The sequence below is a fragment of the Marinospirillum insulare DSM 21763 genome (assembly GCF_000686905.1).
Classification (GTDB): Bacteria; Pseudomonadota; Gammaproteobacteria; order Pseudomonadales; family Halomonadaceae; genus Marinospirillum; species Marinospirillum insulare.
The window spans coordinates 20,886-40,683 of record NZ_JMLW01000011.1 but is presented as its reverse complement, the minus strand read 5'-3'; the positions used below and the strand labels follow the sequence as shown (position 1 = coordinate 40,683).

Genomic DNA, 19,798 nt, shown 5'->3' with positions numbered 1-19,798 from the left:
CATTTTGTCATGCAGCTGTAATAGGCTAGAAAAAAATGCACCAAGCTTAAGAGAGTGAAGGACAATGACCACTAAAACAATATTGATTGTTGATGATGAAGCCGCTATCCGAGAAATGTTAGTGATGGCTTTGGAAATGGCTGATTACCAGTGTTTAGAAGCAGGCGATGCACAAACAGCTCATGCTCTAGTTGTTGATTGTAATCCAGACTTAATTCTTCTTGATTGGATGATGCCAGGCACCAGTGGTATAGAGTTAGCGCGGCGTTTAAAGCGAGATAGTGCAACAGCTGAAATACCCATCATTATGCTGACTGCCCGTAGTGAAGAAGACAATAAAATTCAGGGGCTAGAAGCTGGCGCTGATGATTATATGACTAAGCCTTTTTCTACCCGTGAGTTAGTTGCACGCTTAAAAGCGGTACTTAGAAGAACAACTCCCCTAGCTATGGAAGCAGCAGTAGAAGTAGAAGGTTTGCGTCTAGATCCTGTGAGCCACCGAGTCACTTCCTTTGATGAGCCTTTAGAAGTTGGCCCAACCGAGTTTCGTTTATTGCAATTTTTTATGTCGCATCAAGAGCGGGCATTTACTCGTAACCAGTTGCTAGATCAGGTGTGGGGTGGTGGCGTGTATGTTGAAGACCGTACCGTTGATGTGCATATACGCCGTTTGCGTAAAGCTTTAGGTCCTAAGCACGAAGGCTTAATACAGACGGTACGTGGAACGGGTTATCGTTTTTCTACCCATGACTAGTTTATTTCGTAAAGAAGTCAAAGTGCTTGTTCTTTACCTGCTCTTAGGGTTTCTAGCTGGTTGGCTTTTTAATCAAGCAGTTTTAGGTTTGTTTATAGCTGCTTTGGTTTTTGTAGCCAAGAATTTTTGGCAGCTAATGCGGCTGACTCGTTGGTTAGCCCAACCAGACCAAGAGCCACCAGAAGCCAAGGGTATTTGGGGTGAAGTATTTGATGGTATTTATCATTATCAACGCCGCCAGCAGTCTAGCCAGCTGCACTTAAAGCAAATTTTAAATCGTATTCAAGACTCTAGCCAGGCTTTGCGCGATGGCGTAGTTATGATTGATGGCAAGGGTAATCTGGAATGGTGGAATACTGCAGCAGAAGCTTTGCTAGGTCTACGTTCTCCCAGTGATCTTGGTTACCCCATTACGCATTTATTACGCGAACCCAGTTTTGTTGATTACTACGAGTCCCAGCAGTACCAAGACCCTTTGACTCTTGCTTCACCTTTAAATGAAGATCGCAGTTTAGAGTTTCAGGTAACCCTTTTTGGTAGTAACGAGCGACTAATACTGGTGCGTGATGTCACTAAAATGCAGCGCTTAGAGGTGATGCGTCAAGATTTTATTGCCAATGTGTCTCACGAGCTACGCACCCCCTTAACGGTTTTATCGGGTTATTTAGAAACCTTTAGTGATCATGCTGAAAGTCTGCCAAGTAAGTGGCAGCGTGGGTTAACCCTAATGCGTGGTCAATCACTGCGTATGCAGCAATTAGTAGAAGATTTGTTAACCCTTTCTAGCCTAGAAACCAGTAACTTTAAGGCGGGAAGAGAGCCGCTAAGGGTGGCAAGGCTTATTAACTCTATACAAACAGATGCTCAAGCCTTGTCTAGTGGACAGCACTCATTATTTTTAGAGGTTGATGAATCTTTAGGGATTTATGGTTGTGAAAAAGAATTACGCAGTGCGTTTTCTAATTTGGTTTTTAATGCCGTGAAATATACGCCAGCAGGTACAGTCATTACTTTACGTTGGTATCAAAATACAGAAGGAGCTTATTTTCAGGTGGAAGATAAAGGGCAGGGTATCGACCCAGCTTTTTTACCTCATTTAACCGAGCGGTTTTATCGTATAGATAAAGGACGCTCTAGCAGTACAGGCGGAACCGGCTTAGGTTTAGCCATAGTTAAGCATGTTATGTTGCGCCATCAAGGGCAGTTAGAAGTGGCTAGTCAGCCAGATATAGGCAGCAGTTTTACCTGTTGTTTCCCTTTAAATAAAACAGTTAAACTAACCCATAAGCGCTAGAATTTTTGCAAATTTAGCACTGGTTTCGGCATCTTGAGGTAGGAACTGAAGGGTTAGGTTAAGTTTATCTGTTTGTTGGTTGCGCTCAGCTAGCTGCAAGCTAGAAATATAAGCTTTTACAGTGGTTTTTATAGCTTTTTCTTCACGACCAAAAACCAGTCCAAGGGTTACCTCTTCTGCTAAAGAAGGTTTGCCTTCACTTAGCTTTCCTAGAAGCTGTGCTTCTTGTTTATTAATATCACGAATTAGTACCGTCATACGTTGTTCGCCAACCAAAAGAATTGCTTTGCCCTTGGGTGTTCTTCTTGCTGGCGTTGGCTTTTTGGCTGCCGAAACTAAGGGGTTGCCACCACCTGTGAGGAGTTCAGCCCCGCCTGCTGATGAAATACGCTCTTTGCGCCCCATGTTCATGGCTTCTTCACGGGTGATTTTTCCAGATTTAATTAGCTGCTTCATTACTTTGCTAATTAACTGTTCAGCAGAGAAAGGCTTGGTAACGTAATCATTTACGCCCGCTTTTAGTGCTTCTACTACATGCTCTTTTTGGTCTAGGCTGGTGACTAGAATAAAAGGCTGCTCTTGCATGTTTTCTTGAGCGCGTACCCACTCAAGCAGCTCTATGCCACTCATCTCGGGCATTTCCCAGTCACATAAAATCATATCAAAGCTGTTGCGCTCTAAGATTGCCTGCGCTTTACGCCCATCAGAGGCTTCCATTAGCTCTATTTCTGGGTATTCAGCACGCAGGGTTTTTTGTACCAGGTCACGAATAAACTTGGCATCATCAACAACTAGTAGCCTTAACTTGACCATAGTTATTCCTTCAACAGTAAGAGGTTAGTGTCATTTCGATTCTAACCTTATTTCTGCGCTTATGTCAGCTTACTTCTCTGAGTGCTTGGGACGAGTGAGTGCTGCCTCAATTTTTTCTGTTTGGGTATAACGTACATCCTGCCCTTCAACTAGGTAGATAACATATTCTGCTAGGTTGCTGGCATGGTCACCAATCCGTTCTAGTGAGCGGAGTACCCACATAATGTTCATAACTTGTGAAATAGCTCGTGGGTCTTCCATCATAAAAGTGACCAGTGAGCGGGTAGCTGACTGGTACTCTAGGTCAACATTCTTGTCTTCATGCAATACTGCTAAGGCTTGAGTGGTATCAAAACGTGCAAAAGCATTCAGAACATCCTGAACCATTTTTCTAACGAGCGTTCCTAGGTGCCTTGCTTCTATATAACCTCTGGGTGAATGACCTTCTTCCGCTAGTTTTAAAGTGGCTTTAGCTACCTTGCTTGACTCATCCCCCATACGCTCTAAGTCTGCTGTGGCACGAATAACAGCTAAGACTAAACGTAAGTCAGATGCAGCTGGTTGGCGGCGCGCAAGAATTTGTGTGCACTGCTCGTCTATATCGAGTTGTAGCTGGTTCACTTCTTGGTCTTTTTCACAAACAGCCTTGGCTAGCTGAGTATCACCCTCTGTTAGGGATTGAATGGCATCATGAATTTGCTGCTCGACTAGACCACCCATTTCTAAAAGCTGGCTGCGTATTTCTTCTAGTTCTTGGTTAAACTTTTGTGAAATATGGGTGCTATGGCTATCTTGGTTTATTTTCATTTTTGGCTCGCTAATTAACGTTACTGGTGTTGGCTAGGCTTTAAATAAGGTTAGGACGACTTAACCATAGCGACCGGTAATATAGTCTTCGGTTTGTTTTTGGCTGGGGTTAGTGAATAGCTTGTCGGTGTTATCAAACTCTATAACTTTACCTAGGTACATAAAGGCGGTGTAGTCTGAAACTCGCGCTGCTTGTTGCATATTGTGAGTCACAATAATGATGGTGAACTTGTCTTTTAAGTTATGAATCAGCTCTTCTATTTTTAACGTGGAAATAGGGTCTAGTGCAGAAGCAGGCTCATCTAACAATAAAATTTCTGGCTTAATGGCAATGGTGCGAGCAATGACCAAGCGTTGTTGCTGACCACCCGACATGCCTAAAGCTGATTCATGCAAGCGATCTTTGGTTTCGTCCCAAAGCGCCGCCGATTTTAAGGCCCATTCCACGGTTTCATCTAGCAGGCGTTTATTGTTGATGCCTTGAATACGTAAACCATAAGCAACGTTTTCATAAATGGACTTTGGAAAAGGGTTAGGCTTTTGAAACACCATGCCAACTCTGCGGCGCAGGTCTGCAACGTCAACACTTTTGTCATAGATGTTGGTTTTGTCGATATTCACCTGGCCTTCAATGCTGACACCATCAACCAAGTCATTCATGCGATTAAAAGAGCGCAATAGGGTCGATTTGCCACAACCTGAAGGGCCTATAAAGGCGGTAACCCTTTGCTTAGGAATTTGTAGGCTAATATCTTTTAAGGCTTGGGTTTTGCCGTAGTAGAGACTCATGTTTTGAACATCGATACTGGTGGTTTCTTGTTCTAAGCTGATCTGCTGTGTTTTACGCCCTAAGTCAGCCATTTTTATGGCAGGGGCAGTTGTTTGAGTATTCATTTTATTTACCTTTATTCATTATTCGTTTTACTAGCTACACATCTAAGGCGCGGTATTTTTCTCTTAACCGATTACGCAGAGTGATAGCGGTTAGGTTAAGTAGCGCAATCACCACAACTAGCATTAAGGCTGTGGCATAAACTAAAGGCCTTGCTGCTTCGACATTAGGGCTTTGAAAACCGACATCGTAAATATGAAAGCCTAGGTGCATAAATTTGCGCTCTAGGTGTAAAAAAGGTGCATTGGTATCTAAGGGCAAATTAGGCGCTAACTTCACCACACCCACTAGCATGAGCGGTGCCACTTCACCAGCGGCACGAGCCACGGCTAAAATAACACCAGTCATCATGGCAGGGCTGGCCATAGGAATTACGATACGCCATAGCGTTTCAAGCTTGGTAGCGCCCAAGGCTAAAGAGCCTTCTCTAACTGAGCGTGGAATACGTGATAAACCTTCTTCTGTAGCCACAATAACCACTGGCAAAGTAAGCAGTGCCAAGGTTAAAGATGCCCACAGCAAACCGGGTGTACCAAAGGTGGGAGAAGGTGCTGCTTCTGGGTAGAAAATTTTGTCTAGGTTGCCACCAATAAAATAAACGAAGAAACCCAGACCAAATACGCCATAAACAATGGAGGGTACACTGGCAAGGTTATTAACGGCGATACGAATTAATCGAGTAATAAAACCTTGGCGGGCGTATTCGCGCAAATATATTGCTGTGATTACACCAAAGGGTGTTACTAGCAGCGACATAATTAACACCATCATCACGGTGCCAAAAATGGCTGGAAAAATACCCCCTTCTGTATTGGCTTCCCGTGGGTCGTCAGAAACAAACTCCCAAAGCTTGGCAAAATAATGGCCTAGCTTTTGCCCTAGGCTCATATTATTAGGCTGGTAAGCTCTTACAATTGTGCTGAAGTTGATCTCTTTGCTTTGCCCATCAGCCGTTACAACAACAAGGCTGCTGGTTGCTAAAGATTGGTAAAGCGTTCTTAGCTGTGTTTCTAGTTGTGCATAATCAGCTTGCATAGCTGCTTGCTTGGCTTCCAGTGGCGCAAGGTTTTCAGGGGTGGCCTGGCCCTTGAGCTCTAAACGTCTTTTGTCTAGGCGCAGCTCTTCTAACTGGTAGTTAATGCTACCAATTGCGCCTTTTTCTAAGTCTTCAATTTGCTGGTGAATGCGTAGGGTTTTTTCTAGACGCTCAGTAACGGCAGGCCAAAGTTGGTTGCTGCCTTTTTCCTGTTCAGCAACTAGCTGACCTTGATCTTTGATGCCTAAAATAAAGCCATAAAAGTTACCCTGTTCACGGCGTTCAAAACTGGTGGCGTAGGTTGGGTAGTTTAGGTTGCTTAACTGATTTTCTAATGCCCATCGAAAATCAGAACCATACACATCGCGGTTACCTACTTTAATTAACTGACGCGCAAGTAGGTCGACACCTTCGGCTACCTGAATGCCTGAATTGCGAATTTGTTCAGCGGTGACTTCTTCTCTTTGTACCTGTTCTCCCAATACTTGAATTTGTAAATCTTGGGTCTGGGTGTAGGTATATTCTTGCAGCGTAGCAGGCCAAAAATGCACTAGACCTCGTGATGCGATAAGGCCAAGTAAACCCAGCACTAGTACCACGCTAATGGCCACTGCGCTGGCGCTAAGCCAGATCCAGGGTGAACCACTGCGAACCCAATCTTTTAATGAAATTTGCATGAATCTTAACTCCTAAAATTATTGCTATGCACTGGGCTGACTTAAAGGGAGCTGTATTTTTTGCGTAGCCTTTGGCGAACCAGTTCCGCTAAGGTGTTCACAACAAAAGTAAATAAGAAGAGCACCAATGCAGCTAGGAACAACACACGATAGTGACTGCTGCTTATGGCTGACTCGCCCATTTCAACAGCAATATTGGCAGCTAGGGTTCGCATACCTTCAAAAATATTGGCATTCATAACTGCCGTATTACCTGTTGCCATCAGTACAATCATGGTTTCTCCCACGGCTCGCCCCATACCAATCATTACTGCAGAGAAAATGCCTGGACTAGCAGTAGGTAAAACTACTCTAACGAGGGTTTGCCAGGTGGTTGCACCTAAAGCCAGTGAGCCGTGGCTTAATGACTTGGGAACACCATAGAGGGCATCTTCGGCGATGGAGTAAATAGTTGGGATAACTGCAAAGCCCATTGCAAAACCCACCACCATGGCATTGCGTTGATCAAAGGGAATGCCTAAATCATTGGTGAGCCAGTTGCGCAGGTCGCCAGCAAAAAAGAGGATTTCTAAAGGTTGGCTAAGTGCTATGGAAAGCCAGCCAAGCAAAACTACCAGTGGAATGACTAAAACTAAATGCCAGGTTTCAGGTACACGGTGACGTAGGCTGCCAGGCAGTTGCGCCCATGCAAAAGCAAAAGTAACGATACCCAGCGGCATAATAATTAGTAGTGCAAATACGCCGGTTAAATGGCTTTCCATAAAAGGTGCTAAAAATAGACCAGCAAAAAAACCTAAAATAACCGTAGGTAAGGCTTCCATTAACTCAATCACTGGCTTTACCTTGTTGCGGACTTCAGGAGCCATAAAATAGGCAGTGTACATTGCACCGCAAATAGCCAAAGGTACGGAAAGCAGCATGGCATAAAAGGCCGCCTTTAAGGTGCCAAAAGCTAAGGGGGTTAAGCTGAATTTAGGCTCAAATTCGGTAGAAGCAGAGGAGGATTGCCAAGTATATTCGGGTTCTTCATAACCTTCGTACCAAACCTTGCCCCATAAAGATTTAAGTGAGGTTTCTGGGTGCTTGTTGTCGATAGCAAAGTTATGCACCACACCCTGCTTGTCTAATGCTAGTAACATAGAAGCACGAGGTGCCAGGCTAATTAACTGCGGTTGGCTGGTGCTGAGTAACTGTAGGTCGATGGCTTTTTTCTCAGCGGTGGTATTAAAAATACCCGCACGTCCATTGTCATCTATAGCAATAAAACCTTTGCGGCGCTGTTCTGCTTCTAAAAACTTTATGGGTGCATCGGCTAATTTCAGGGTGCGAATTTGGGTGAGACGGTGTTGGCTGGCAGCATTTCTAACCATGAACCATTGGCTTATATTGCCTTGGCTGTCGCCTACTAATAATGATTGTTGACCTAGCTGAAAGATAAGCTGTGTCACTTGTTGGTCAGCGGTTACTAGTTGTACGCTATGATCTAAAACGATTGAGTTTAAGTTTTGCGCGTTATAAACATCTAACTGTCCACTCGCCGTTAATGCAAAAATATAATGAGCATCAGGTGCGATAAGTAGACGCTGATAATTTGTTTGACTAGGAAAAACTAGCGGCTTAATGGTTTCTTGGGTGGCACCGCTAATAAAGTTAGTGCGTTGTTCCACTTTGCTTAATAACACTTCACCTTGTTTAACTAGGCCAGCGACTAAAAAACCATCGTGGAGCTTTTGGTAGGTGACTTGTTGAATAGCACGCTTGAGGGGATCTAACTGTAAAGGGTTAGCTTTGAATAAAGGCGTAACAGTAGGCTGAATACCACCCCTTTCCCCTTGGCTGTTGTATTCAACTTGAAAACGGGTCGTTGCCGCAATGACCTGGCCGTTGCTTAAGCCAAGCATGAGATTGCTGTCACTAGGCGTTTTTTCTTTAAGGCTAGTAATGCTTGCTTGCCCAAGTGGAAGCTGGTGACGTGCTTTTTCTGTGCCATCTTGGGTGCTAAAAAATATTAGCTGGCCTTGACGAGTGAGCACTCCAGCTTGTTCATTCTGCTCTTCAGTAATCAGAGCAAGGTTCTGGCTAGCTGTTAACTCATTAGGTAAAGAAAAACTACTGGTGGTTTCTAGGCTGGCGCTTTTAAAAAGGGGCACCACCTCATAAAGCAAATAAAAGAAAATTAAGGTAATCGCGACTATGACACCCATGCCGCCAACAGCAATACCATAGCGTGCAAAAATATCTTTAAATGCCCGAAACTTACGACGTTTTTTTATACTAGAGCTATTAAGTCTTTGCTCTAAAACTGAAGATATATCCTTCATGGTCTAACCTATGCAAGTTGCTTTGTGAGCAATTTAAGCTTTTTATGTGACAATTAAATGACAAAAAAAGAAGCAGCCTTAGAGCTGCTTCTTTTTGTTGAGTGATTAGCTGAATTTAAAGGGCTAAATCTTTGCGTAGTTTTTCAACCAAGGTTGCCGGTAAAGGAACATAGCCATCACGTACTACAACTTCTTGACCTTGTTTAGATAGAATTAATTTTACAAACTCTCTGTCTAAAGGTTGCATGGGTTGGTTAGGGCGCTTGTTCACATAAACATATAAAAAGCGTGAAAGCGGGAATTCACCTGAAGCAGCTTCTTCTGGGGTGGCATCAACAAAGCGATCACCTGCTTTAGTTGCTAAAGGCACAGTGCGTACAGATGAAGTTCTGTAACCTACACCTGAATAACCAATAGCGTTAAGTGAGGTGGATATAGACTGAACCACTGAAGCAGACCCAGGTTGTTCGTTAACACTGTTTTTAAAGTCGCCTTTACAAAGCGCATTGTCTTTAAAGTAGCCGTAGGTTCCAGACACTGAGTTACGACCATAAAGCTGAATGGGGCGGTTTTCCCAAGCACCTTGCATACCTAAATCACCCCAGCGGGTAATGGTTTGGTTGGCACCGCAGCGTCTAGTTGAAGAAAAAATAGCATCAACTTGATCTAAAGTGAGCCCTTTAATGGGGTTATCTTTGTGTACAAAAATCGCCAAGGCATCGATTGCTACAGGTATAGCCGTAGGGCGATAACCATAACGTGCTTCAAAGGCTTCAATTTCGCTGTCTTTCATTCTGCGCGACATGGGGCCAATGTTAGAGGTGCCTTCTGCTAAAGCAGGGGGTGCAGTGGACGAACCGGCTGCTTGAATTTGAATGTTGACGTTAGGGTAGCTGTTTTTAAACTCATCAGCCCAGAGCGTCATTAGGTTGGCTAGGGTGTCTGAGCCCTGGCTGGTTAGGTTGCCTGATACGCCGCTGGTACGAGCGTAGTCAGGTAGCTTTGGATCAACTGCTGCAATTGTACTGGTCGTTAATAACGCAGCGGTTAAACCCAGTGCGCTAGCTAATAGGTTTGTTTTTATACTAGGAATTTTAAAAGTCATGTGCTTCTCCGTTTCATCGTCTTATTTAAACTGGTTTCTCTTAACTGGGATGCAGCTTAAAATAGATAAATGACAGTTTGATGAAACAGGTTTGCTTTCTAAGCCATTGCAGGTAAAGTTTCTTATATCGCAACTGCGAACAAAATAAAAATTCGATAAAAGAATGGGTGCAGTAATGACAGAACTCGATGATCTTGAAGATATTCCCGGGCCGGAAGGCCAGCTAACGAGGCTGTAGAAAAACCTCAGCCTAAAAAAATTGATCATTTTTCATACTAAAAATGGCGACTCTACGTGAATTCTGGAGCACTTTTCATCATCAGAAACTCCAGAATTTACGTAGGAGCGCGCAAATCTTCCAAAACCTGAGACCTCTTAGGTTTTTCTACAGCCTGAACGCTTAAGTTAGTTGCCATGCCTAAAGATACTAATTTGCACGGTGATATTTCTGCAAGCTGGGTGGTTTCACAAATGGAACAGGCTGCTGAACTAACTGCGGCACGTTTAGCTAAAGGGCGTACAGCCACGGTTGCATTAAGTAGTATGGATTTTCTGTGCCCCGTTCGTTTAGGTAGCTTAGTAGAGGTGCACTCTCAGCTAGTTGAAACAGGTACTAGCTCTTTGAAAATTAATATTGAAGTGTGGATTTTACCGCCCAATGAGCAAGATCCTAATAGCCTTTATAAAGTGACAGAAGCAACTTTTGTAATGGTTGCTCTAGATGATAAAGGACGTATAAGAACCTTGCCTAAGTGTTAAGTTTTTAGCTGTAGAAAATAAAGGGGGCTAGCTAACAGCTAACCCCTTTTTCATTAAAAACCAATAAACTTATTTACACCGAATCATAGGCTGATTAGTGTTTGTCATTGTTCTTCTCTTAAACGCTAAGGCAAAGGTATTTCATTTCTAAGTACTCATCTATGCCATGGCGTGAACCTTCACGACCTAGCCCAGATGACTTAATGCCGCCAAAAGGTGCTACTTCAGTTGAAATAACACCAGTATTAATACCCACCATGCCGTACTCTAGTTCTTCGGCCACCTTCCAAACCCGTGATAAGTCACGGGCATAGAAGTAGGCTGCCAAACCATATTCGGTTGCATTGGCAAGCTGGATAACTTCTGCTTCATCTTTAAAGCTAAATAAAGGCGCTAAAGGACCAAAGGTTTCTTCTCTAGCTACTCGCATATCTTGATTTGCACCCGTAATAACAGTAGGTTCAAAAAAACTGGCTCCTAACGAATGGCGTTTGCCGCCGAGTAAAAGTTTTCCACCCTTATCTAGAGCATCTTTTAAATGGGCTTCTACTTTTTCAACGGCTTTTTGGTCAATTAATGGACCAATCTCTACACCTGACTCTATACCTGAGCCCACTTTTAGCTTTTGTACTGCAGCAGAGAATTTTTCAGCAAAAGCATCATAAACACCTGCTTGTACATAAATACGGTTAGCGCAAACACAGGTTTGTCCTGCATTGCGGTATTTGGAAATAATGGCGCCCTCAACAGCTGCATCTAAATCAGCATCATCAAAAACAATAAAGGGTGCGTTGCCGCCTAGTTCAAGTGAAAGCTTTTTAAGTGTTGGTGCGCTGGCCTGCATTAAGTGAATACCTACAGGCGTTGACCCTGTAAAAGAAAGCTTACGAATAATCGGGCTCGCGGTAAGCACTTCACCTACTAGGCGAGCATCGTCTGTATCTGCAGTCACTACATTAAATACACCTGCAGGAATACCGGCTTGTTCGGCAAGTTTTGCTAAAGCTAGGGCAGAGAGGGGGGTTTGGGGTGCAGGCTTTAAAACCAGGGTGCAGCCGGCTGCAAGTGCTGGCGCTGCTTTGCGAGTAATCATGGCCGATGGAAAGTTCCAAGGTGTAATGGCAGCCACTACGCCTACGGGTTGCTTGAGAACGAGAATGCGTTTATCTGGCTGGTGGCCTGGTAACACTTCACCATCAATTCGCTTGGCTTCTTCTGCAAACCATTCTACAAAAGAAGCTGCATAGGCTATTTCACCTTTCGCTTCAGCCAGAGGCTTACCCTGTTCTTGAGTCATTAGCGTGGCTAGAGCATCTTGGTTTTGCATGATTAAATCAAACCAGCGACGTAAAAGTTGGCTACGCTCTTTAGCTGTTAATTGCTTCCATGCAGGTAAGGCTGCATTAGCAGCATTGATTGCCTGTTCAGTATCGGCATCGGACATTGAAGGAACTTCAGCTAAAAACTCACCCGTTGCAGGGTTAAGTATTTTATAACGCTTGTTGCTTAGTGAGTTTATCCACAAGCCATTGATGTATGCCTTGTTGGTAATGAATTCTTGAATAGTATCAGGCATTTTTAACCTCATTTCGTTAATACTAGTTAACAGTCTAGGCGTGTTAATAGAGTAAGAATATAGGTCTATTCAGAGATAAAAGGTTAAGTGGGCGCTTATTGACGGTTGCTGAGTGTTTGATTTTGCTGGTTTAAACGCTCAACTAGTTTGATAATAATTTGGTCTTTTATTTTTTCGCGCGCAGAGGGTGCTAGGTTGTTTAGAGCCACTCGACTACAACGAAACATGACTGTTTGTTTGAGGGCTACAACATTGGCGCTTCTAGGGTTGTCTGTTAAAAAAGATGCCTCGCCAATTGTTTCACCAGGTGGTATTTTAGCTACTGGCACTTCTTTGCCTGCTTCGTTGGTAATGCGTACCTCTAGCTCTCCGCTTAGAGGTATATATAAGGTAGGGTCTATGGTTCCTTCTTTAATAACGTACTCGCCCTCTTCTGCTAGTACAATCATTCCTTTACCTTCAACCAGTAGCGTTATATCTGTATCGCTAAAGTTTTTAAAAAAATCAAGGCGGTTAAGAAGCTGGATAACTTTGTGCCTTAGCGTATTGATTTGTTTCATAGTTGAGCTTCCACTGAGTAACGGATATTAGTCAGCTTAGAATAGCAGAGCCAAATGCAATTAAGGTGTGATCTAGGTTGATAATTGTTACTTAAAGGTTGGTTATGTTTTAAAAGTGATTTGGTTGACCCTTCTCATAGGTTTGTAGGCAAGGTTTTTGGGCTCTTCGCATTTAAGGGTGTAGAAAAAACCTGACCGGCTGGAAAAGGAGTCGGGGATCTTAGAAAATGTAAGTTCCCACACCAACAAAAACTAAGCCCCCGACATGAACAATCTTACCTTTTCTAGCCCTAACCTTTCCAGCTTTTGCCAACTAAATAAACTTGGCCTTGTTGCTACTGGCCAGCATATTACTGAAAGCCATGCTGTTCTTGAGTGTCGCTTCACTAAATTGCCAGAGCCTTGCCCTAAATGCTTAACTTATGGCGTTTCTCGAGGTACTGTCGATAGGTGTCTTGCCCACGTGCCTTATGGTCAGCGAACGACCACATTACTGCTGCGTATTCGTCGTTTTAGTTGTGCTTGCGGTTGTTTCTGGCATGAAGATACAAGCAGTGCTGCACCGCCACGCTCAAAGCTTTCCTATGGGGCGATACGCTGGGCATTGGCTGCTATCGTGATTGATCATCTATCGGTATCACGTGTTGCTGCTCATCTTGGTGTAGCGTGGCACACTGCTAATAATGCCATTATCAACGAAGGTCAGCGCCTATTATTTAATGATCCAGCGCGTTTTGACGGTGTGACTGTGCTGGGTGTTGATGAGCATGTTTGGCGGCATACACGCTACGGCGATAAGTACGTTACTGCCATCATAGACCTCACGCCCGTGCGTAATAAAACTGGGCCAGCACGTTTACTTGATGTATTAGAAGGACGTTCTAAGCAAGCCTTTAAGCAATGGTTGCAGAACCGCCCTCAGCCCTGGCGTGACAAAATAGAAAGCATTGCCATGGATGGCTTCTCAGGGTTTAAATCGGCTGCTGAAGAAGTTATCCCCAAAGCCCAAACCGTACTTGATCCCTTCCACGTCATACGCTGGGCAAGCAGTATGCTAGATGACTGCCGCAGGCGTGCTCAACAGGAAATACTAGGCCGTCGAGGGCATAAAAGTGACCCGCTTTATAAAAATCGTAGAGTGTTGCTTACTCGTATTAGCTACTTAACTGAAACCAATAAAAAGCAACTTACTCGACTCTTCTCCGATGAACGCCACCTTGAGGTAGATTGCAGTTGGAGTATGTATCAACGAGTGGTGACAGCTTATAACGAGCCAGATCGCAGACGTGGCAAAAAACTAATGCAAGCACTTATAAAAATAATCACAGCGCCTGACTTACCGATAGAACTTATTGAAGTTAAACGCTTAGGAAAAACATTAAAAAAACACGCTCAGAGCATCCTTGCCTACTTTGACCGCCCTGGCACTAGTAATGGGCCAACTGAAGCGATTAACGGCAGGCTGGAGCACTTACGAGGCATAGCACTGGGATTTAGAAATTTAACCAACTACATAGCAAGGTGCTTGTTAGAATCAGGTGGGTTTAAAAAGCAGCTACACCCTTAAATGCGAAGAGCCGGTTTTTGCCAGTAAGCATGAAAGTAGGCGTGAAAGTTAAAGCAGCTCTAAGTTAGGTTGCTATACATAAGAAATTATTTAGAGGTAGAAGATTTGAAGACACGAGGTTTGCCAGACTACTATCGGCAAAAAATAAATTTGCATGACGAGCTAGAAAAACAGTTTCGTAAAGAGCTGCTTAAGCTAGAAGAAAAGCCATTAGTGGCAGACTTAGATGCGTCACTAAAGAATGAAGTAGAAGCCTTGCTCAAGCAGTATAATTTTACCCCTGCCAAGATGTTTGAAATTCTCTCTTGAAACTTTGTTAGCTTGCCCCCATTTATGTGAGACCTAACCAGTTCAGCATGAATTAACGCAAGGGTATTTTTCTGTACCCGGTTTACGGAGTTAAATATGAGCAAGCAAGAAGAAGTCCAAGAGCAAACTGAAGCAGATTTGCGAGAAGAAGCTACAACTGCAGAAGTTGGACCGGGTGAAGAAATGAGCCCAGAAGAAGAAATTGCTAGTCTGTCTGCTCAGGTAGAAGGTTTGCAGCAAGAAGTCGCCTCTGCTCGTGATCAAATGCTACGTGCTGCTGCAGAAGCGCAAAATGTAAGGCGTCGCGCAGAAGCCGACGTAGAAAAAGCCCACAAATTTGCCTTAGAAAAGTTTGCCCGCGAACTGCTACCCGTTGTGGATAGTTTAGAGAAAGCAACAGAAGCAATGGCCGGTGCAGATGAGTCTCAAAAAGAAGGCGTTGAAATGACCTTGCAGTTGTATTTAGCTGCAATGGAAAAGTTTCAAATCATACAGTTAAATCCTCTAGGTCAAACTTTTGACCCGCAATACCATGAAGCAATGAGCATGGTACCTAACCCCGCTCTGCCTTCAAATTCCGTTATGGATGTATTGCAAAAAGGCTACACCTTAAATAATCGTCTGCTACGCCCAGCCATGGTTGTAGTAGCAACAGGTGGTGAGCCAAAAAAAATTGATGAGACGGCTTGAAATCTAGTCAGTCAGCACACATTAAATAGATAAGCGAATTGAACTTACTTTCGGAGATAAAATTATGGGTCGCATTATAGGTATTGACCTAGGTACCACTAACTCATGTATTGCTGTTTTAGATGGTGATAAACCTAAGGTTATTGAAAACGTTGAAGGTGGTCGTACAACTCCTTCTATTATTGCTTACGCAGAAGATGGTGAAATTTTAGTTGGTCAAAGTGCCAAGCGTCAGGCAGTTACCAACCCTCATAACACTCTTTATGCTATTAAGCGTTTAATTGGTCGTCGTTTTGATGAAGAAGTTGTTCAAAAAGACATCAAGATGGTGCCTTACAAGATAGTTAAAGCTGACAATGCCGATGCTTGGGTTGAAGTAAACGGCAAAAAGATGGCTCCACCACAAGTTTCTGCTGAAGTACTAAAGAAAATGAAAGACACGGCAGAAGACTATTTAGGTGAAGAGGTTACAGAAGCGGTTATTACTGTACCTGCTTACTTTAATGATAGTCAGCGCCAAGCGACTAAAGATGCCGGTCGTATTGCTGGTTTAGATGTTAAGCGTATTATTAACGAGCCTACTGCAGCAGCACTTGCTTACGGTATGGATAAAGCACGTGGCGATAAAACCATTGCAGTTTATGACTTAGGTGGTGGTACTTTCGATATTTCAATTATTGAAATTGCCGACGTTGATGGCGAAACCCAGTTTGAAGTTTTGGCAACCAATGGTGACACCTTCTTAGGTGGTGAAGACTTTGATATCCGTCTGATTGACTACCTAGCAGAAGAATTCCAAAAAGATAACGGCATGGATTTAAAAGGTGATCCTTTAGCCATGCAGCGTTTAAAAGAAGCTGCTGAAAAAGCAAAAATTGAGCTTTCATCTGCTCAGCAAACCGATGTGAACCTACCTTACATTACTGCTGATGCAAGTGGTCCTAAGCACTTAAACGTAAAAGTAACACGCGCTAAGTTAGAGTCATTAGTTGAAGATTTAGTTGAGCGTTCACTAGAGCCTTGCCGTGTTGCATTAAAAGATGCTGGCCTAGCTGCTGGTAAAATTGATGACGTAATCCTAGTTGGTGGTCAGATTCGTATGCCACTGGTACAAGCTAAGGTTGCAGATTTCTTTGGTAAAGAAGCGCGTAAAGATGTTAACCCAGACGAAGCAGTGGCAGTGGGTGCTTCTATCCAGGGCGCAGTACTGGCAGGTGATGTAAAAGATGTTCTACTTCTTGACGTAACACCGCTAACGCTAGGTATTGAAACCATGGGTGGTGTGATGACTTCTTTAATTGAGAAGAACACAACTATACCAACCAAGAAGTCTCAGGTTTTCTCTACTGCTGAAGATAACCAGAATGCTGTAACCATTCATGTTCTGCAGGGTGAGCGTAAACAAGCAACTCAGAATAAATCACTGGGTCGTTTTGATTTAGCAGACATTCCACCAGCACAACGTGGCACACCACAAATTGAAGTAACTTTTGATTTAGACGCTAACGGTATTCTTAACGTTTCTGCTAAAGATAAAGCAACAGGAAAAGAGCAGTCGGTCATTATCAAAGCTTCTTCTGGTTTGTCAGATGAAGAAGTTGAGAAGATGGTGCAAGATGCTGAAGCGAATGCTGCTGAAGATGCTAAGTTTGAAGAAATGGTGCAAGCACGCAACCAGGCAGACGGCATGATTCACGCAACCCGTAAAACACTAACGGATGCCGCAGATAAAGTTGAGCCGGCTGAAAAAGAAGCCATAGAAACAGCCATTGCAGAGCTTGAAGAAGCAATGAAAGGTGACGATAAAGAAGCTATTGAAGCTAAAACTCAAGCCTTAACTGAAGCTTCTAGTAGCTTGGCACAAAAAATGTACGCTGAAGAAGCTGCTCAGGCTGAAGGGGCTGGTGAAGATGCTAGTGCCTCTGCAGGTCCAGACGATGCAGTAGACGCAGAGTTTGAAGAAGTGAAAGAAGACGATAAGAAGTAAGTTTTCTGGTAGCTCAATTAGTAAAGATAACAGATAACGCGGGAGACTCATCCCGCGTTATCTTTATAAGATGGTTGAAACAGGCGGTGACAAAAAACCATGGCAAAACGTGATTATTACGAAATCCTAGGTGTAGAGCGGGGGGCTGATGAAAAAGAAATCAAAAAAGCCTACCGTCGTCTAGCTATGAAATACCATCCGGACCGCAATTCAGATGATCCCGAAGCTGAAGATAAATTTAAAGAAGCGACCGAAGCCTATGAGGTTTTAGCAGACGAAGAAAAGCGTGAAGCTTATGATCGTTTTGGTCACGCTGGTGTAGATCCACAAATGGGTGGTGGTGCTGGCGGCTTCTCTGGTGGTGGCTTTGGTGATGTATTTGGCGATATGTTCGGCGATATCTTCTCTGGGGGTGGATCTAGAGGGAGTCGAGGTGGAGCCCAACGCGGTTCAGATTTACGCTATCAGCTAGATTTAGACTTAGAAGATGCAGTTAAAGGCAGTAGTGTAAAAATTAAAGTACCAACTTTAGAGGAGTGCCATCACTGTAATGCTACTGGCTCTGAAGATGGCAAGGTTGAGACTTGTACTACTTGTAATGGCATGGGGCAAGTACGCATGCAGCAGGGCTTTTTTGCAATTCAGCAAACCTGTCCTACCTGTCATGGTGCGGGTAAATCTATACGCAACCCCTGTAAAAAATGCCACGGTGAAGGTCGTATACAAAACACTAAAACCCTAGAAGTTAAAATTCCAGCTGGTGTCGATACGGGTGATCGTATTCGTCTTTCTGGTGAGGGTGAAGCAGGTCGTATGGGTGGCCCTACGGGCGATCTTTATGTGCAGGTTAATGTACGCCCACACCCCATTTTTGAAAGAGATGGTGCCAACCTTTATTGTGAAGTGCCCGTGAGTTTTGTTGATGCAACTCTTGGTGGCGAATTAGAAGTTCCTACCTTGCAGGGTCGTGTTAAATTAAAAATTCCTGCTGAAACACAAACAGGTAAATTATTCCGCTTGCGTGGTAAAGGTGTTAAGCCAGTAAGAGGTGGTGCTCAGGGTGACCTACTTTGCCGAGTGGTGCTAGAAACACCGGTTAATTTAAGTGAAGCGCAGAAAGATATTCTGCGACAGTTCCACGAAGATACTCGAGCAGACAAGCATTCACCTAAAAAGAGTAGTTGGTTTGATGGTGTGAAGAAGTTTTTTGAAGATATGAAACCTTAAAGCTTACCTTTAGCTAAATAAAAACCCCTAGTCCAAAAGACTAGGGGTTTTTTAATGCCTAGAGTTTTAATTCTAGGCAAATAAGTTAGCTTAGCGCTCTACCGCTAAAGCAACACCCTGACCACCACCAATACATAAAGTAGCTAGGCCTTTTTTAGCATCTTGCTTAAGCATTTCGTGTACTAAAGAAACCAAAACACGGCAACCAGAAGCACCAATGGGGTGACCTAGGGCAATTGCGCCGCCATTCACGTTGACCTTACTAACATCCCAGCCGAGTTCACGGTTCACACACAGTGCTTGTGCAGCAAAGGCTTCGTTAGCTTCTACTAAATCTAGCTCGTTAATATCCCAGCCTGCTTTTTCTAAGCACAAACGCGTGGCAGGAATTGGGCCAGTACCCATGATCTTTGGATCTACACCCGCTGAGGAGTAAGCTTTAATACGTGCAAGTACTGTTAAGCCAAGCTCTTCAGCTTTTTTAGCTGAACAAAGAATAACTGCAGCAGCACCGTCGTTAATAGAAGAAGCATTACCTGCGGTTACTGTACCGTCTTTTTTAAATGCTGGGCGCATAGTGCCAAGTTTTTCGGCAGTGACACTACGTGGGCCTTCATCAGTATCAAAAACGATAGGGTCACCCTTACGTTGAGGAATAGTGACAGGGAAAATTTCATCTTTAAAACGACCAGCTGCAACAGCTTTAGAGGCTTTATCTTGCGAGGCTGCTGCAAAAGCATCTTGATCTTCACGACTAATTTTAAACTGGTCTACGATATTTTCTGTAGTAATACCCATGTGGTAATCGTTAAACGCATCCCACAAACCATCAACAATCATGGTGTCTTGTGCAGTCCAAGGCCCCATACGCTGGCCATTGCGTGAATTAGGTAGAATATGTGGTGTAGAACTCATGTTCTCTTGGCCACCAGCAATAATAATATCGGCATCACCACAACGAATAGCCTGAGTGGCTAGGTGGAGTGCTTTTAAGCCCGAGCCACATACCTTGTTAATGGTCATGGCTGAGGTTGTTTCAGGCAGGCCAGCAGCAATCAATGCTTGGCGAGCAGGGTTTTGACCACAGCCAGCAGTTAGCACCTGACCTAAAATAACTTCATCTACCTGGTCTGCTTTAACGCCCGATTTCTCTAATAGTCCTTTAATAACGGTTGCGCCTAACTCGTGAGCAGGAACTTTAGCAAGTGAACCACCAAAACCACCAATAGCAGTACGACCTGCAGCAACAATAACGACATCTTGCATATTAATTCTCCAAAAAAGCCCCACTAAATGTGATAGCAGGTGGGGCAAAATAACGAATATTATCCATGGCTAAAGTAAAAATGTACCAGAAGCCAAGTTGATTGCCTACTGCTAGTATAAAAAAGAGGTAAATTTGTTATAAAAAAAGGCAGCCTTGG

Annotated in this window: 17 protein-coding genes; 8 read left to right on the top strand and 9 right to left on the bottom strand. The window is 43.7% G+C overall.

Translation table 11 applies throughout. The annotated features are described in order from the left end of the window. The first annotated feature begins 64 nt into the window (after nt 1-64). Entirely contained in the window at nt 65-754 is a 690-nt protein-coding gene (phoB, locus tag BP27_RS0105920) for a phosphate regulon transcriptional regulator PhoB (protein ID WP_027850769.1), read from the top strand. Beyond that, entirely contained in the window at nt 747-2,048 is a 1,302-nt protein-coding gene (gene phoR, locus BP27_RS15395) for a phosphate regulon sensor histidine kinase PhoR (RefSeq protein ID WP_036239522.1), read from the top strand. The genes phoB and phoR overlap by 8 nt, the downstream gene beginning before the upstream one ends. Here phoR and BP27_RS0105910 read toward each other — a convergent pair. The 6 genes from BP27_RS0105910 to BP27_RS0105885 all read right to left on the bottom strand — a co-directional run bounded on the left by BP27_RS0105910 (nt 2,031) and on the right by BP27_RS0105885 (nt 9,699). Beyond that, the gene (locus tag BP27_RS0105910; RefSeq protein ID WP_027850768.1) at nt 2,031-2,861 is read right to left on the bottom strand and encodes a response regulator; all 831 of its coding nucleotides are present in this window, start codon (nt 2,859-2,861) and stop codon (nt 2,031-2,033) included. The two genes, phoR and BP27_RS0105910, sit on opposite strands and share 18 nt — an antisense overlap. Before the next feature lie 69 nt (nt 2,862-2,930). Then, a complete protein-coding gene (phoU, locus tag BP27_RS0105905; RefSeq protein WP_027850767.1) occupies nt 2,931-3,668 on the bottom strand; it encodes a phosphate signaling complex protein PhoU in 738 nt (245 codons plus the stop codon). A gap of 60 nt (nt 3,669-3,728) precedes the next feature. Continuing rightward, on the bottom strand, nt 3,729-4,562 hold the full coding sequence (pstB, locus tag BP27_RS0105900; protein WP_027850766.1) for a phosphate ABC transporter ATP-binding protein PstB: 834 nt from the start codon (nt 4,560-4,562) through the stop codon (nt 3,729-3,731). 34 nt (nt 4,563-4,596) lie between these two features. Continuing rightward, on the bottom strand, nt 4,597-6,273 hold the full coding sequence (pstA, locus tag BP27_RS0105895) for a phosphate ABC transporter permease PstA (RefSeq protein WP_027850765.1): 1,677 nt from the start codon (nt 6,271-6,273) through the stop codon (nt 4,597-4,599). A gap of 41 nt (nt 6,274-6,314) precedes the next feature. Next, a complete protein-coding gene (locus BP27_RS0105890; RefSeq protein WP_027850764.1) occupies nt 6,315-8,594 on the bottom strand; it encodes an ABC transporter permease subunit in 2,280 nt (759 codons plus the stop codon). 115 nt (nt 8,595-8,709) lie between these two features. Next, nucleotides 8,710-9,699: a PstS family phosphate ABC transporter substrate-binding protein gene (locus BP27_RS0105885; protein WP_150112022.1), complete on the bottom strand. Its 990-nt coding sequence runs from the start codon at nt 9,697-9,699 to the stop codon at nt 8,710-8,712. 414 nt (nt 9,700-10,113) lie between these two features. Between BP27_RS0105885 and BP27_RS15390 the strand changes: the two genes are divergently transcribed. Further along, the gene (locus BP27_RS15390) at nt 10,114-10,458 is read left to right on the top strand and encodes an acyl-CoA thioesterase (protein ID WP_051610382.1); all 345 of its coding nucleotides are present in this window, start codon (nt 10,114-10,116) and stop codon (nt 10,456-10,458) included. Nucleotides 10,459-10,576: 118 nt separating this feature from the next. Here the strand turns inward: BP27_RS15390 and BP27_RS0105875 are convergent, their stop codons facing one another. Beyond that, nucleotides 10,577-12,034 (bottom strand): NAD-dependent succinate-semialdehyde dehydrogenase, encoded by a 1,458-nt coding sequence (locus tag BP27_RS0105875; RefSeq protein WP_245597816.1) that lies wholly within the window; start codon nt 12,032-12,034, stop codon nt 10,577-10,579. Between the two features lie 95 nt (nt 12,035-12,129). Next, entirely contained in the window at nt 12,130-12,594 is a 465-nt protein-coding gene (locus tag BP27_RS0105870; protein WP_027850761.1) for a cyclic nucleotide-binding domain-containing protein, read from the bottom strand. Nucleotides 12,595-12,859: 265 nt separating this feature from the next. Between BP27_RS0105870 and BP27_RS0105865 the strand changes: the two genes are divergently transcribed. The 5 genes from BP27_RS0105865 (at nt 12,860) to dnaJ (ending at nt 18,374) form a co-directional block, all read left to right on the top strand. Further along, entirely contained in the window at nt 12,860-14,161 is a 1,302-nt protein-coding gene (locus BP27_RS0105865; protein WP_027850760.1) for an ISL3 family transposase, read from the top strand. A 105-nt stretch (nt 14,162-14,266) separates the two neighbouring features. After that, the gene (locus BP27_RS0105860) at nt 14,267-14,470 is read left to right on the top strand and encodes a hypothetical protein (RefSeq protein ID WP_027850759.1); all 204 of its coding nucleotides are present in this window, start codon (nt 14,267-14,269) and stop codon (nt 14,468-14,470) included. Nucleotides 14,471-14,566: 96 nt separating this feature from the next. Further along, nucleotides 14,567-15,160: a nucleotide exchange factor GrpE gene (grpE, locus tag BP27_RS0105855; RefSeq protein WP_027850758.1), complete on the top strand. Its 594-nt coding sequence runs from the start codon at nt 14,567-14,569 to the stop codon at nt 15,158-15,160. Nucleotides 15,161-15,224: 64 nt separating this feature from the next. Then, a complete protein-coding gene (dnaK, locus tag BP27_RS0105850; RefSeq protein ID WP_027850757.1) occupies nt 15,225-17,147 on the top strand; it encodes a molecular chaperone DnaK in 1,923 nt (640 codons plus the stop codon). A gap of 99 nt (nt 17,148-17,246) precedes the next feature. Further along, nucleotides 17,247-18,374, top strand: a complete 1,128-nt coding sequence (dnaJ, locus tag BP27_RS0105845; RefSeq protein WP_027850756.1) for a molecular chaperone DnaJ — start codon at nt 17,247-17,249, stop codon at nt 18,372-18,374. Between the two features lie 90 nt (nt 18,375-18,464). Here the strand turns inward: dnaJ and BP27_RS0105840 are convergent, their stop codons facing one another. Then, a complete protein-coding gene (locus tag BP27_RS0105840) occupies nt 18,465-19,640 on the bottom strand; it encodes an acetyl-CoA C-acetyltransferase (RefSeq protein WP_027850755.1) in 1,176 nt (391 codons plus the stop codon). Nucleotides 19,641-19,798: the final 158 nt, after the last annotated feature.